General features: G+C 66.6%; 12 protein-coding genes. 6 read left to right on the forward strand and 6 right to left on the reverse strand.

Features of this window, described 5'->3' with window-relative positions; translation table 11 throughout:
- The first annotated feature begins 7 nt into the window (after positions 1 to 7).
- The 4 genes from EXV95_RS10315 (at position 8) to EXV95_RS10330 (ending at position 4,866) form a co-directional block, all read left to right on the forward strand.
- Entirely contained in the window at positions 8 to 805 is a 798-nt protein-coding gene (locus EXV95_RS10315) for an ABC transporter permease (protein WP_176886745.1), read from the forward strand.
- Positions 795 to 1,856: an ABC transporter ATP-binding protein gene (locus tag EXV95_RS10320; protein WP_176886746.1), complete on the forward strand. Its 1,062-nt coding sequence runs from the start codon at positions 795 to 797 to the stop codon at positions 1,854 to 1,856. The genes EXV95_RS10315 and EXV95_RS10320 overlap by 11 nt, the downstream gene beginning before the upstream one ends.
- 206 nt (positions 1,857 to 2,062) lie before the next feature.
- Complete coding sequence (locus EXV95_RS10325; RefSeq protein ID WP_176886747.1) at positions 2,063 to 2,890, forward strand: phosphodiesterase; 828 nt, start codon at positions 2,063 to 2,065, stop codon at positions 2,888 to 2,890.
- Between the two features lie 323 nt (positions 2,891 to 3,213).
- On the forward strand, positions 3,214 to 4,866 hold the full coding sequence (locus EXV95_RS10330) for a Na/Pi cotransporter family protein (protein WP_176886748.1): 1,653 nt from the start codon (positions 3,214 to 3,216) through the stop codon (positions 4,864 to 4,866).
- A 121-nt stretch (positions 4,867 to 4,987) separates the two neighbouring features.
- On the opposite strand, the gene EXV95_RS10335 is transcribed toward EXV95_RS10330, so the two are convergent.
- Entirely contained in the window at positions 4,988 to 5,899 is a 912-nt protein-coding gene (locus tag EXV95_RS10335) for a LysR family transcriptional regulator (RefSeq protein ID WP_176886749.1), read from the reverse strand.
- 95 nt (positions 5,900 to 5,994) lie between these two features.
- Between EXV95_RS10335 and EXV95_RS10340 the strand changes: the two genes are divergently transcribed.
- Positions 5,995 to 7,044 (forward strand): NAD(P)H-binding protein, encoded by a 1,050-nt coding sequence (locus tag EXV95_RS10340; RefSeq protein WP_176886750.1) that lies wholly within the window; start codon positions 5,995 to 5,997, stop codon positions 7,042 to 7,044.
- On the opposite strand, the gene EXV95_RS10345 is transcribed toward EXV95_RS10340, so the two are convergent.
- Together EXV95_RS10345 and EXV95_RS10350 are read right to left on the reverse strand one after the other, a co-directional pair.
- Positions 6,998 to 7,855 carry an NUDIX hydrolase family protein gene (locus EXV95_RS10345; RefSeq protein ID WP_176886751.1) on the reverse strand — a complete coding sequence of 286 codons (858 nt, stop codon included), beginning with the start codon at positions 7,853 to 7,855 and terminating at the stop codon, positions 6,998 to 7,000. The genes EXV95_RS10340 and EXV95_RS10345 overlap by 47 nt on opposite strands.
- Complete coding sequence (locus tag EXV95_RS10350; RefSeq protein ID WP_121505643.1) at positions 7,852 to 8,835, reverse strand: quinone oxidoreductase; 984 nt, start codon at positions 8,833 to 8,835, stop codon at positions 7,852 to 7,854. The genes EXV95_RS10345 and EXV95_RS10350 overlap by 4 nt, the downstream gene beginning before the upstream one ends.
- Positions 8,836 to 8,975: 140 nt before the next feature.
- Here EXV95_RS10350 and EXV95_RS10355 point away from each other — a divergent pair, with 140 nt between their 5' ends.
- The gene (locus EXV95_RS10355; RefSeq protein ID WP_176886752.1) at positions 8,976 to 9,875 is read left to right on the forward strand and encodes a DMT family transporter; all 900 of its coding nucleotides are present in this window, start codon (positions 8,976 to 8,978) and stop codon (positions 9,873 to 9,875) included.
- 12 nt (positions 9,876 to 9,887) lie between these two features.
- Here the strand turns inward: EXV95_RS10355 and EXV95_RS10360 are convergent, their stop codons facing one another.
- The 3 genes from EXV95_RS10360 to EXV95_RS10370 all read right to left on the reverse strand — a co-directional run bounded on the left by EXV95_RS10360 (position 9,888) and on the right by EXV95_RS10370 (position 14,814).
- Positions 9,888 to 12,569 (reverse strand): EAL domain-containing protein, encoded by a 2,682-nt coding sequence (locus EXV95_RS10360; RefSeq protein WP_176886753.1) that lies wholly within the window; start codon positions 12,567 to 12,569, stop codon positions 9,888 to 9,890.
- On the reverse strand, positions 12,566 to 13,675 hold the full coding sequence (locus EXV95_RS10365) for a TRAP transporter substrate-binding protein (RefSeq protein WP_255484974.1): 1,110 nt from the start codon (positions 13,673 to 13,675) through the stop codon (positions 12,566 to 12,568). Before EXV95_RS10365 ends, EXV95_RS10360 begins: the two co-directional genes overlap by 4 nt.
- 308 nt (positions 13,676 to 13,983) lie before the next feature.
- Positions 13,984 to 14,814: an SDR family oxidoreductase gene (locus EXV95_RS10370; protein ID WP_176886754.1), complete on the reverse strand. Its 831-nt coding sequence runs from the start codon at positions 14,812 to 14,814 to the stop codon at positions 13,984 to 13,986.
- Positions 14,815 to 14,856: the final 42 nt, after the last annotated feature.

The following is a 14,856-nucleotide window of genomic DNA, read 5'->3' on the forward strand; positions in this document are numbered from 1 at the left end:
CACCACCATGCGCACGACCCAACAAGCCTCCTTCCCCCTGCTGGCGCTCACGGCGCTGGTGGCGGCGTTCATGCTCGCCCCCATCGCGCTGTCGGTGATGGCGGGGCTCGTCAACAACTACAGCACTGGCATTTCCAGCGGGCTCACCACACGCTGGCTGCACGAGGTGTGGGACCTGTACGGCGGCACCGTGGGCTGGTCGCTGGGCCTTGCGCTGCTGTGTGTGCTGGGCAACCTGCTGATCGGGGTGCCCTGTGCCTATGCGCTGGCGCGCAGCCGCTCGCGCGCCGCACGCCTGTTTGAAGAACTGCTGACCTTGCCGGTGGCCGTGCCCGGCCTGGCCAGCGCGCTGGCCTTGATCCTGGCCTACGGCACGCTGCACGGCTTTCGCACCAGCTTTGCGTTCATCCTGGTGGGGCACATGGTGTTCACCTTGCCGTTCATGGTGCGCACCGTGGGTGCTGCGTTCCAGCGCAAGGAACTGCTCTCGCTGGAAGAGGCGGCACGCTCGCTGGGCGCCAGCTTTGGGCAGCGATTTCTGGGGGTGCTGGTGCCCGCCGTGTTGCCCGCCATTGTGGCGGGCAGCCTGATGGTGTTCACGCTGTCGGTGGGCGAATTCAACCTTACCTGGATGCTACACACCCCGCTCACCCGCACCCTGCCCGTGGGCCTGGCCGACAGCTATGCCTCCATGCGCATCGAGATCGGCTCTGCCTACACGCTGATCTTCCTTATCGTCATCCTGCCCGTGCTGTGGGGCCTGCAGGCCGTCGGCACCCTGATCGAAAAACACCATGGAACTTGAACGCACGCGCGTGGAGATAACCCAATGCGCCAAAACCTACCCTGACGGCACGCGGGGCCTGCGGCCGACCGACCTCACTGTGGAGCCTGGCGAGGTCGTCGCCCTGCTGGGGCCCTCGGGCTGCGGCAAGACCACACTGCTGCGCCTGATTGCCGGGCTGGAGGCGCCCGATGAAGGCAGTCGCATTGCCTTTGGTGGCACCGATGTGACGCGCCTGCCCATCGAGCAGCGTGGCATCGGCATGGTGTTCCAGCACTACGCCTTGTTCCCGCAAATGACGGTGGCAGCCAACATCGGCTACGGCCTCAAGATCCGCGGCGTGCCCGAGGCCGAGCGCCGCCGCACCGTGGGCGAGCTGGTGGATCTGGTGCGCCTGCAAGGGTTGGAGCACAAGCGCCCAGCCGAACTCTCCGGCGGCCAGCGCCAGCGTGTGGCCCTGGCCCGTGCCGTGGCGGTGCGCCCCCGCGTGCTGCTGCTGGACGAGCCCCTGACCGCGCTGGATGCCAAGCTCAAGGAGTCTCTGCGCGACGAACTGGCCGACCTGCTGCGGCGCCTGCACATCACCGCCATCCACGTCACGCACGACCAGCAAGAAGCCCTGGCCATTGCCGACCGCCTGGCGGTGATGCACGCGGGCCAGATCGTGCAGGTGGGCGATGGCGAGACGCTGTACCGCGCGCCCACCCACCCCTTTGTGGCGCAGTTTCTGGGCCGCGTGAACCGGCTCCAGCGGGACGCCGCCGCAAGCGCCCAGGCCGTGTTGATGCTGGGTGGGCTGCCTCTGCCCTGCCCTGCCGCCGTGCAGGCCCACACGGCCTTGCTCGTGCGGCCTGAAGACATCGAGGTGTCGGCCCTTCAATCTGGCTGGGGCCAGGCCGAAGTCACGCGCCGCAGCTTTCTGGGCGACCGCGTGCAACTGGTGCTGGCCCTGCCCGACCAGCCCCCGCTGATGGCCGATGTGCCGCGCGACCACCCCGCCAGCAAGGGCGACACCGTGGGCGTGCGCATTGCCCCCGAGCGCCTCATGCCCTGCCACGAAACCAGCGACTGACCCCAACCAGCCCTAAGGATGTCCTGCATAACCCTCGCGAGGCGGTGGTAGTGCGGATCGGGATGGGGCGCAAGGCGTCTTTTGGCAGCCAATAGCCGGGCTATTGGCAAGAAAAGCAACGCAGCGAACCGCCCGAGGCCGCGCTATCACAGACCGCAGGGAGTTATGCAGGTCATCCCTAAACCACCTGCACCGCCTTTTTAGCCATGACCACCACACTGCTGCTCCAACTGTCTGACCCCCACATCCGCGAGCCCGGCCGCCTGGCCTATGGCCGCATCAATACCGCGCCCTATCTGGCCGAGGCCGTGGCCAGCGTGAACCGGCTGCCGCAGGCGCCCCATGCCGCCGTCATCACTGGCGACCTGACAGACTTTGGCCGCGCCGCCGAATACGAGCACCTGCGCGCCCTGCTGGCGCCGCTGAACATGCCGGTGTACCTGCTGCCCGGCAACCACGACAGCCGCGAGCAGATGCGCGCGAGCTTTCCGCAGCACCACTACCTGGGGTCCGAGGGCTTCATCCAGTACAGCGTGCCGGTAGGCGGCATGCAGCTCATCGCGCTCGATACCGTGGTGCCCGGCGCCAGCGAGGGCAGCCTGTGCGCAGAGCGCCTGCAATGGCTGGAGGCAGAGCTGGCACGCCACACCAGCCGCCCGGTGGTGATCGCCATGCACCACCCACCGTTTCGCACGCTGATTGGCCACATGGACGACATCGGCCTGCGCGAAGGCGCCGATGCGCTCGAAGCCATCGTGGCCCGCCACCCGCAGGTGGAGCGTGTGATCTGCGGGCACCTGCACCGGGCCATCCAGGTGCGGTTTGGCGGCACCATCGCGGCCACCGTGCCATCGCCCGCGCACCAGGTGCGGCTGGACTTGGCGCCCGACGCCGCATCGGCCTGGATGCTAGAGCCGCCCGGTTTTGCGCTGCACGCCCTGCCCGCAGGCGGGCGGCTGGTCAGCCACACGGTGGCCAGCGGCCAGTACGCGGGGCCCTACCCGTTTCATGACGGCGGGCAGCTGATCGACTGAAAAAAAAGCGGGCCCTGGCGACGCGACCACCACCGCCGAGCACCCAGCCGCGACAGGGTCATCGCTGCACAACTCCTCAATCAGGAGTATGCTTATATGTCAGTTTTGTGACAAATGATCCGGGTGCCGCAGTATTTTCTGCGCGCTCTTCATCCCGGAAGCCGAGCAGCCAGGCGCATGCCTCCCCGCCTGCCGCCGCCTACGGGCACAGAAATGAATGAAACCGCTTCCCTGCACGGGCGCCAGCTTTAACGCTTGCGTCGGTGCAGTGCATGGCGCATGCTCGTTTGGGTGGACACAAGAAGAAGAAACAACGGTTTTTCATGAAGCATCTCTTGAATCTGTTGGCAGCGGTGTCGCTGCTGATCTGGGGCACCCACTTGGTGCGCACCGGCATCCTGCGTGTCTTTGGCGCCAATTTGCGCCAGTTGATCGCGCACAGCGTCAGCAACCGGTTCACGGCCGTGCTGTCGGGCATCGGGGTGACCGCCGTGGTGCAGTCGAGCACGGCCACGGCGCTCATCGTGTCCTCCTTCGTGGGCCAGGGCCTGGTGGGCCTGCCCGCCGCGTTGGCCGTGATGCTGGGCGCCGACGTGGGCACCAGCGTGATGGCGGTGGTGTTCTCGATGGATTTGTCCTGGCTGTCGCCCCTGTTCATCTTCGCGGGTGTGGTTCTGTTCATCTCGCGCAAGGACACGGCCGTGGGTCGGGTGGGCAGGGTGCTGATCGGCCTGGGGCTGATGCTGCTGGCGCTGCGCCTCATCACCGAATCGACCACGGTGCTCACCCAGTCACCCACGGTGCGTACGCTGCTCGGGGCGCTGACCAGCGACCTGCTGCTGGAGATCTTCACCGGCGCCATCCTGGCCATCGTGGCCTATTCGAGCCTCGCCACCGTGCTGCTCACCGCCGCGCTGGCAGGCTCCGGCGGCATCCCGCCCGACGTGGCGCTGGGCCTGGTGCTGGGTGCCAACCTCGGCAGCGGCGTACTGGCGGTGCTGACCACCATGAAGGCCAACGTGCAAACGCGCCAGGTGCCACTGGGCAACCTGTTCTTCAAGATCATTGGCGTCATCATCATGACGCCGCTCACCGGGCTGTGGCTGCAGCATGTGCGCCCCTACGTGCCCGAAACCGCAGCGCTGGTGGTGCTGTTCCACCTGGCCTTCAACGTGGTGGTGGGCATCATCTGCATCGGCCTGACAGGCACGGTGGCGCGCGTGGTGCAACGCCTGCTGCCGCAGGAAAAGGCGCAGGCTGCGGGCACCCGCCCCCAGCACCTGGACCCCTCCGCCCTGGCCACGCCCTCGCTGGCCATCTCGTGCGCCGCGCGCGAGGCCCTGCACCAGGCTGACGTGGTCGAATCCATGCTGCTGGGCCTGCACAAGGTGATCCGCACCGACGACCTGCAGCTGGCGCAGGACCTGCGCAAACTGGACGACGAGGTGGACGGCCTGTACTCGGCCATCAAGTACTACATGACCAAGATCTCGCGCGAGGCGCTGGACGAGCGCGAGGGCCGGCGCTGGGCCGACATCATCAGCTTCACGATCAACATGGAGCAGATCGGCGACATCATCGAGCGCGTGCTGATCGACATCGAAGACAAGAAGATCAAGAAGGGCCGCCAGTTCTCCGAGGCCGGCATGGAAGAAATCAACGAACTGCACGCCCGCCTGATCGACAACCTGCGCCTGGCGATGAGCGTGTTCCTCAACGGCAGCGTGCGCGATGCGCAAAAGCTGCTCGAAGAAAAAGCCCGCTTTCGCGACCTGGAACACGCGTATTCCGCCACCCACCTGGCGCGCCTGTCGGACAACACGGTGCAGAGCATCGAGACCAGTTCGCTGCACATTGATCTGATCAGCGAACTCAAGCGCATCAACTCGCTGCTGTGCTCGGTGGCGTATCCCATCCTGGAGTCGGCCGGCGCGCTGGCGCCCAGCCGGCTGCGGGCGATGGCGGACCAGGCTTGAGAAGCGCCTTCAGCAGAAATTCAAGCCTTTTCTGGTCTCTAGCGCTTTATCCATAAGCGCTAAAAGCTATTATTTTTATAGCAACACCTCACCCCCGCCGCTGTGCGGCGTTGTCTCGCCGTCACTCCACGTCCGCCACGTAGCGCTGCAGCCCCGTCCACAACGCATCCAGCGTGACCTTGCAGCGCGGGCTGGCGCGCAGGTCTTCGTGCATCACCACCCAGGTTTCCAGCCCGTACACAAACTGCTGTGGCAACACATGCACCAGCGCCGGGGTGCTACGGCGCGCCAGTGCCACCTGGCAAACGCCAATGCCGCCCCCGGCGCGCATGAAAGCCAGTTGCGCCACATCGCTGTCGCTGCGCACTGCAAACTGGTCGCGCCGCCACGCGGGCACCGCCTTTTGCGCGGCGCGCAAAAAGGGCGTTTCTGCGTCAAAACCAATTAGGCGGTGGTGGGCGAGGTCGGCCTGCGTCTCGGGCACGCCGTGCACCTGCAAGTAGCTGGGGTGGGCGTGCAGTCCCAAGGGAATGCTACCGACGCGGCGGGCAATCAACGCCTCCTGGCGGGGCTCGGTCATGCGAATGGCGATGTCGGCCTCGTGCTGCAGCAGGTCCTGCACGCGGTTACTGAGCACCAGTTCCACCGTCAGCGCCGGGTGTTCAGCCTGGAGTTGCGCCAGGATCGGCGGCAGCACCTCCACGCCGATCACCTCGCTGGCCGTCACCCGCACTGTGCCCCGCACGCCGTCGCCATGGCTGTCGGCTGCGCGCACCAGGGCAGCGGCGGTGTGGCCCATGGCTTGCGCGTAGGGGCGCAGCGCCAGCGCCGCCTCGGTCGGCAGCAGGCCCTGCTGCGAGCGGGTGAACAGCACCAGTCCCAGCGCCTGCTCCAGCGCCGCAATGTGGCGCCCCACCGTGGGTTGTGTCACCCCGAGCGCGCGGGCTGCGCCCGAGAGCGATCCCTCTTGCACCACGCCCAGGTACGAGCGGTACAGCTCCCAGCCAATGTCTTTGTGTGCAGGTGGTGTCATACATAAATGTATAGCCATGCACTGATTTTCGACAATTCCATTTCACAACGCCCGCGACCACACTGCATCCATCACCACTTTTTTTGGAGCAAAACATGGCAAACGCAGGCAATACGGTTCTGGTTCTCGGCGCGACCGGGGGCATCGGTGGCGAAGTGGCGCGGCAGCTGCGCGACCGGGGATGGCAGGTGCGCGCACTGCACCGGGGCGTGGCGCAGGCCGGGGAGCAACGCGACGGCATGGCCTGGATTCGCGGCGACGCGATGCGGCGCGAGGACGTGGTGGCCGCTGCCGCAGGCTGCGACGTGATCGTGCACGCGGTCAACCCGCCCGGCTACCGGCGCTGGAGCGAGCTGGTGCTGCCCATGATCGACAACACCATTGCGGCGGCCACCGCAGTGGGTGCCACCGTGGTGCTGCCCGGCACGATCTACAACTACGGGCCCGACGCGTTTCCGGTGCTGCGCGAGGACTCACCGCAGCACCCCCACACCCGCAAGGGCGCTGTGCGCGTGGAGCTGGAGCGGCGCCTGCAGCAGGCGACCCAGCCCCACCCGCTGAGTGCGGGCACCTGCCGCGTGCTCATCGTGCGGGCGGGGGACTACTTTGGGCCCCAGGTGGGCAACAGCTGGTTCTCGCAAGGCCTCGTCAAGCCCGGCCAGCCCGTGAAGGCGGTGAACCTGCCCGGTGCACCCGGCGTGGGCCACCAATGGTCATACCTGCCCGACGTGGCGCGCACCATGGTGCAGTTGCTGGAGCGCCGCGCCACGCTGCCCGCGTTTGCACGCTTTCACATGGCCGGGCACTGGGACGCTGACGGCACGCAGATGGCCGCCGCGATTGGCCGCGCCGTGGTGGCACACGGTGGTGCGGCCCCGCACGTGCGGGCCTTTCCGTGGTGGCTGGTCACACTCGCCTCGCCGTTTGTGGCCACGCTGCGTGAACTGCGGGAGATGCGCTACCTGTGGAGGCAACCGGTGCGCATGGCCAACGACCCGCTGCGTGCCGTGCTGGGCGAAGAGCCCCACACGCCGCTGGACGCGGCCGCACAGGCCACGCTGTTGGGTCTGGGCTGCCTGACAGCACCCAACGCGCCTGTCACAGCCCCAGGAAGCCCGCAATCACCAAACCAGCTTCCAGCGTGAACAGCCCCTGGGCAACCTGCGCGCGCACCTCTTCCAAGGACAGCAGCGCAAACTCGTCGACCTCGCCGTCCTGGTTGTCGGGCGCCATGCCCTCGGGCACCACGGCGCGGAACCAGTCGATGCGCTCGACCATGTACCCCGCGCCGCCCCCCTCGCTGCTGGGGCGGCTGAACAGCACATGGCCAACGTGCGCCACGTCGGCAAGGGTGTGCACATGCAGCCCGGCTTCCTCCCAGGTCTCGCGCACCAGGGCTTGGGGCAAGGAGTCGGCGGCCGAGATCATGCCGCCCATCAGCGTGTCCCACAGGCCCGGGTCGTTGGGTTTGTTCAGCGAACGCTTTTGCACCCACATGCGCCCATCGGGCGCCAGGCCCACCAGGTGCACGGCGCAGGTGGTGATGCCCAGCACACGCACGGCACCCCGCTCCACGGTGCCCACGGCTTCGCCGCTGGGGTTGGTCACCGCCAGTTGCTCGTTGCGCCACGGGCCACACAGGCCTGCGTCGCGCAACGCTTCGGCCAGGGTGTTCAGGGCGTCGGTGGTGGTGTTGACGTTGGTATCAGAGGCCGCTTCGGGCGGCAGGTGCAGGCTCCATATGGCGCCGCCGCCATGCTCACCAATTGATAACTGGTAGCGCTTATCCAATAAGCGCTGGAGGCTTATTTTGCTTAAAAAACCTTCCTCCACCGACCCTACCACCTGCCCCGCCACCCGCAGGGGTTGGCGTGGCTGGCGGGCGGGCTGGTGCGCCAGTTGCCGCGCGCCCGCCAGCCACTGGTCGAACGATGCGCCGGGGGAGGAGGCTGTCACAGCGTGAGGATGGTGCAGCCCGTGGTCTTGCGTGCTTCCAGGTCGCGGTGCGCCTGCTGCACGTCGGCCAGTGGGTAGCGCTGGTCGATATGGATCTTCACCTGCCCACTGGCCACCACGGCAAACAGGTCGTCGGCCATGGCCTGCGTGCTTTCGCGCGTGGCGATGTGGGTGAACAGCGTCTGGCGCGTGACGTAGAGCGAGCCCTTGGCGCCCAGCGAACCCGGCGCAAACGGTGCCACGGGGCCCGAGGCGTTGCCGAAGCTGGCCATGAGGCCAAAGGGACGCAGACATTCGAGTGACTTGTCCCAGGTGTCCTTGCCCACCGAGTCGTACACCACCTTCACGCCCTTGCCGCCGGTGATCTCTTTGACCCGGGCTGCGAAATCTTCTTTTTGATAGTTGATGGCATGCGCTGCGCCGTTGGCCAGGGCCAGCTGGCACTTGGCATCGGTGCCTGCCGTGCCGATGAGCTGCAGGCCCAGCGCCTTGGCCCACTGGCTGGCGATCAGGCCTACCCCACCCGCAGCAGCGTGGAACAGCACATGGTCGCCGGGCTGCAGGCCTTCCACGGGCAGCGTCTTCTTGAGCAGGTACTGCGCCGTCAGGCCCTTGAGCATCATGGCCGCGCCCGTCTCAAAGCTGATGGCATCGGGCAGCTTGCACACACACTTGGCGGGCATCACCCGCACTTCGCAATAAGCGCCGGGGGGCTGGCTGGCGTAGGCAGCGCGGTCGCCCACCTTCAGGTGCGCAACGCCCTCGCCCACGGCTTCGACCACGCCCGCGCCTTCCATGCCGATGGTGGCGGGCATGTTCAGGGGGTACAACCCCGTGCGGTGGTACACGTCGATGAAGTTCAGGCCGATGGCGTGGTGGCGGATGCGGATCTCGCCGGGGCCGGGCTCGCCCACGGTGACGTCAACGATGTGAAGTTCTTCGGGACCACCGTGCTGGCGGATCTGGACGGCAAGGCTCATGGCAAAACGCTCCTGGATAACGGGTGTTGAACGGGTCCCCAACGGGCATGGATGGGGCCTGTAACGGGCGAGACAAACGGCGGCCATCCTGCCATGAATCTGAAAGCCTTGTCCTGCCCTGCACCGTTACAGTGCAGCCCATGACTCAAAGACTCACGCCCGGTACGGCGGCGCTGCTGGTGATACCACCGCTGCTGTGGGCTGGCAACGCCGTCACAGGCCGGCTGGTGCACGACCTGATCCCGCCCATCACGCTCAATTTCATCCGCTGGGTGCTGGCTTTCTTCATCCTGCTGCCGCTCGCGTACAACGTGCTGCGCAAGGACAGCCCGCTGTGGCCCCACTGGCGCCGCTATGCACTGCTGGGGCTGCTCGGCATTGGCCTGTACAACGCGCTGCAGTACATGGCGCTGCAGACTTCCACGCCCATCAACGTGACGCTGGTGGGCTCCAGCATGCCGGTGTGGATGCTGGCCGTGGGGGCGCTGTTCTTTGGCGCGACGGTCACGCGGCGGCAACTGCTGGGCGCGCTGCTGTCGATGTGTGGCGTGCTGCTGGTGCTCAGCCGGGGCGAATGGTCGCAGCTGCTGGCTTTTCGCCTCGTGCCAGGCGATGTGTTCATGCTGCTGGCCACCATCTCGTGGGCGTTCTACAGCTGGCTGCTGTCGCGCACCAGCGAGCCCGCCCGCATCCGGAGCGACTGGGCCGCTTTTTTGATGGCGCAGATGGTGTTTGGCCTGGCATGGTCGGGCAGCTTCGCGGGCGTGGAATGGGCGATGGGCCACACCCACATCGCATGGGGCTGGCCGCTGATCGCAGCGCTGGCTTTCATCGCCGTGGGCCCCGCCGTGCTGGCCTATCGCTGCTGGGGCGTGGGGGTGGAGCGCGCCGGGCCTGCGGTGGCGGGCTTCTTCGTGAACCTCACCCCGCTGTTTGCGGGCATCCTGTCGGCCGCCTTTTTAGGGGAAACGCCACAGCTTTTCCACGGTGTGGCATTCGCACTGATCGTGGGCGGGATCGTGGTGTCGTCGCGGCGATAGAGACAGGCGGGGTCAGCCTGCTGCGCCTTCGGCCGAGGCTTGTGTTGCGGCCTGCTGCAACAGGACTTCAAGCTCCGATACCGGCCCGGGCATACCCAGCAAATAACCCTGAAAGAGCTGGCAACCATAGTCTGCCAGCAGGGCTTTCTGCTGTGCGGTTTCCACACCTTCGGCAATCACATCCAGCTCCAGGTTGCGCGCCATGCCGATGATGGTCTGCACGATCACGTCGTCGGTGTGCCGCACACCCAGGTTGCGCACAAAGGACTGGTCGATCTTGAGCTGGTCCAGCGGCAGCCGCGTTAGGTAGGCCAGCGACGAGTAGCCCGTGCCGAAGTCGTCCACCGAAAAGCGCACACCCTTGGTCTTGAGCAGGCCCATCTTGGCAATGGTGTCGTCCACGTTGTCCAGCACCAGCGACTCGGTCAGCTCCAGCTTGAGCAGGTGGGGCCGCGCGCCGGTCTCGCGCAGCACCTCCACCACGCGGGCCACGAAGTCGCGCTGGCGGAACTGCCGGGCGCTCACGTTGACCGACAGCGGCACATGCCGGTAGCGGGCATCGTTCTCCCAAGCCGCCAGTTGCTCGCACGCGGTGCGCAGCACCCAGTGGCCCATGGGCACGATGAGTTCGCTTTCTTCCGCCACGCCGATGAAGGCGCTCGGCGCAATAAGGCCGCGCTCGGGATGGATCCAGCGGATCAGCGCCTCGGCGCCCACGATGCGCCCGTCCAGATGGAACTGGGGCTGGTAGTGCAGCGCGAACTGCCGCGCGGCCAGCGCGGCCTGCAGGTCCCCCTCCAGCTGCGCGCGCACGCTGATGGCAATCTGCATCTGCGGGTCGAAAAAACACAGCCCATTGCGGCCCTGCGACTTGACCTGGTACATGGCGATGTCGGCCTGTTTGAGCAAATCGACCGAGGGCTGCAGCGCCCCGCCCATGAGCGTGGCCCCGATGCTGGGCGTGCTGTGGTGGCTGAGCCCGGCCAGCGAGTACGGCATGTTGAGCGTGCGCAGGATTTTTTCGCCCACGCGGCGCGCATAGGCAGCCGCCTCTTCGCTGTGCAGCGACAGCTCGTGCAGCATGACCACGAACTCGTCCCCCCCAAGGCGCGCCACGGTGTCTTCGCGGCGCACGCAGGTCTTCAGGCGCTCTGCCACCTGGCGCAGCAGCATGTCGCCCACCTCATGGCCCATGGTGTCGTTCAGCGTCTTGAAGTGGTCCAGATCCAGGAACAGCAAGGCCCCGTACTGCCCGCTGCGCACACTGGCCGCGATCACCTGCTGCATGCGGTCCATCAGCAGCCGGCGGTTGGGCAGATTGGTCAGAGGGTCGTAGAAGGCCAGGCTCTCAATCTCGGCGCTGGCGCGGCGCAGGGCCGTCACGTCGTGGTAGGTGATGACCAGACCGCCCTCGGGCGTGGGCCGTTCGGTGATCTGGATCGTGCGGCCATTGGGCAGCACCTGCTCATGGGGCTCATGGTGCTGGTTCTGCTTGAGCAGCCGCAGCTCCACCCAGCGCATGCGTTCTTCCTCGCTGGCGCGCGGCAGATGGTGCCGGGCGGTTTCCTCCATCACGCGCCGAAACGGCACCATGGGCGCCATCACGGCACGCAGCCACGGGAAAATTTCCTCAAACCGGCTGTTCCACTGCACCACGCGCTGCTCGACGTCGAGCAGAACAAAACCACTCACCATCGACTCCAGCGCCTGGTCGAGTGTGGCCTTGGACTGCGCAATGGCAAGCCGCGCCTGGGACATGCGGTCCAGGTAGCGCAGCGCGAGGTTGCCCGCTGCCACGATCATGGCCACAAACAACAGCCCCGTCAGTGCAATGGCGTTGCGCTGGTCGCGCCAGCCTGCCAGCGCATCGCGCAGCGGAATGCTCGCCGAGATGCGCAGGTCCTGGTACAGGATGGGCCGGTAGACCACCAGCGCCGGCTCGCCACTCAAGCGGGCGGGGGCCTTCCACGCCTGTCCCAGGGCGGCCACCTCCTGCAGTGGCGGGGACAGCACGGGCGTGATCGCCTCTTCGCGGTTGGGCGCACTCAGCAGCAGCAGCCCTCCGGCGCGCTCCAGCGTCACTTGCAGGCCTGTGATGTCCACACCCTGGACCAGCACCGAGCTGAGCGCCCCCACCGGCAATTCGGCAATGGCAACCACAAGGGAGCTGTCGGCCATGCGCAGGTGGCGCGCAAAATACAGCACGCGCTCGGCGGTGGCAAAGCTCACCACCGGCGGACTGATCATCAGGGTAGAAACGGGCTGCTCCAGCACAGACGCCAGAAAACCGGGAGGCAGCTGCAGCGGCAGCGCGCTGCCGGCCGCATCGGAAGAGGCGATGGTCTTGCCGTTCGCGTCCAGCAGCGCCACATAGCGCACCATCAGGTTCTGCCGGGCGGAGCTGCGCAGGCGCTGGCTTGCAAGGTCAGGGTCCACCCATTCGCTCATCGAACCCGACAGGCCCAGCAGTTCGTCCATGCTGGCCAGCAGCACGTCCACCGCCAGCAGGGAACGATTGAGCGCCGCTTCGGCACCCGCCACAAAACGGGTGGCCTGGGCTTCGTAATCGTCCAGCGCCACCTTGCGGGCGTTCCATACCAGCGCGGCAGACACCAGCACCACCGCCGCAATGAACACCGCCGCCCCGGCCCATACAAAGGCCCTGATGCGCAGTGGGGTCGTGGTATCCCTCATTTCGCCGGGGCCGCAGCCAGGCCACGGACGGGACCGATCGTCTGGTTCCACACCTGGGCGCAACGCGGCCCGCAGCGCTGCACCCAGCGCGGCAGCACGGTGGAGGCAAGGATCTCCTGGCGGCTGCGTTCATCCTGCGCAGACACCGGCACCACCACCATGCTGCCCTTGCGTCCCCCCACACAGGCGGGGATGCCACGGTTGCAGGCCATGCCGTCGGAGGTTTCGCGCTCGGACTCCTCCCAGATGGCGGCCTCCAGCCGGGGCAGCTCGCGCCGCAGCAGGGCACGCAGATCGGGCGGCAGTGCCTCCCAGGCGGCCTTGTTGGCACTGAACACCGCCAGTCCCCAGGTCACTGGCAGCGCATGCACATGGGAGGTCATGGTATGCAGCCCCAGCGTGTTGCCCGACATGGTGCCGGTGATGGCGCACTCGGTATTGCCCGCCGTAAGGCTGGGCACGATCTGCGCGAAGCCGGTCAACACCGGAATGCCGCCGAGCGCCCCGACAAAATCCGCCTGGGTGGATGACGACACGCGCGTGCGGCGCCCGGCCAGATCGGCCAGCCCGCGCAGGGGCTTCCTGCAAAACACCACCTGGGCCGGATACACATACACCGCCAGCGCTTCCACGCCGTGCTGGTCACGCAGACTCTTCTCCAGGTAAGGGCGAAACGCCGCCAGCGTGGTTTTGAGCGTGGCAATGTCGGGGTTCAGCCCCGCCAGGTCGGGTGCGGTGTACTCCGGGTACTGGGCCGTGAACGAGCTCATGAGCGTGGTGCCAAAAGGCACCACACCCAGCTGCAGCAGGCGCAGCATTTCGGTACCAGGCACACCGGCGCGGTCAAAGGGCACGATTTCAGCGTCGAACCGGCCGCCGCTCAAGCGGAGCAGCTCCTTGCTCCAGAAGGGCTCTTCCTGCCGGATGTACTGGTTGATACCTGCCAGGCCACCCACGATGCGCAGCTTGTAGGGCGCAGTGGCCGCTGCCGGAGTGGCCGCAGGCTGGCCCACAGCCTGTGGCAAACAACCCAGCGCGGCCCATGCCACGCACAGTGCAGCGATGCGGTGCAGAAGGCGGGAAGTCACAGCGGGTGTGGGCTGCATGGCAACTTCTGGCTCGTCAACCGGGGGGCAGTGGACGGCCACCGCCGCGCACCCTTCATGCCCAGGGCCATGCCAGCGCCCCAGCGGCATCCATGGATCGCATAGAGGTCTGGAAGGCCGCCCTGGGGAGGGATGCGCGGTGTCATGTTCCGGTACTTTCGGGTTGGAATGCTGGGGCACCATTCTTCACCAAGTTTTCCCCCTCGGCGGGCAAAGCTGTCTGCAAAACGCCACGCCCTGCCGCCAGGGAATCTCCTTCGCCCGCCAGTGACCACAGACGACGGGTTGACCTTCTGTCTCAACCCGGGTCAGAAGGTCCCAGGATAAGCGCCGCCGTCCGCCAGCACGTTCTGCCCGGTCATATAACCTGCCTGCTGGCTGCACAAGAAAGCGCAGATGGCACCGAACTCCTGCGCCGTGCCATACCGCCCTGCCGGAATCTGGGCCTGCTGTTGCGCGCGAACATCGTCCACGCTCTTGCCTGCCTTACCGGCAGCAGCGGTCACGGTGGCAGCCAGTCGATCAGTGTCGAACTTGCCGGGCAAGAGGTTGTTGATGGTGACGCCCCGTGCAGCGATCTTGCTGCGTGAGACCCCCGCCACAAAGCCCGTGAGCCCGCTGCGCGCGCCGTTGGACAGGCCCAGGATGTCAATGGGCGCCTTCACCGCGCTGGAGGTGATGTTGACGATGCGGCCAAAGCCCCGCGCAGCCATGCCGTCCACTGTGGCCTTGATCAGTTCGATGGGGGTGAGCATGTTGGCGTCCACGGCCTTGATCCATGCATCGCGGTCCCAGTCGCGGAAGTCGCCCGTGGGCGGGCCGCCGGCATTCGTCACCACGATGTCAAAGTCGCGGCCCGGGCCACCGGCCACGGAGAACACGGCGGCACGCCCTTCGGGGGTTGTGATGTCGGCCGCCACGGCCAGCACCGTGGGTTTTGAGCCTTTTTGGCCGCTAGCGCTTTCCTGTATTGCGCTATCAGCTATCAACTGCGTAGCAGCTTGTTCCAACGCCTGCGCATTGCGGGCGTTGATGACCACATTGACGCCCTCACGCACCAGGGCCAGCGCACAGCCATAGCCCAAACCCTTGCTCGCGCCACACACCAGCGCCCATTTGCCTGCGATACCCAAATCCATAACAATCTCCGGTTCTGCTGCAAGCCGCAGCATTCACAGATC

Source organism: Acidovorax sp. JMULE5 (assembly GCF_013376875.1).
In the GTDB taxonomy this organism is placed as follows: Bacteria; Pseudomonadota; Gammaproteobacteria; order Burkholderiales; family Burkholderiaceae_C; genus Acidovorax; species Acidovorax facilis.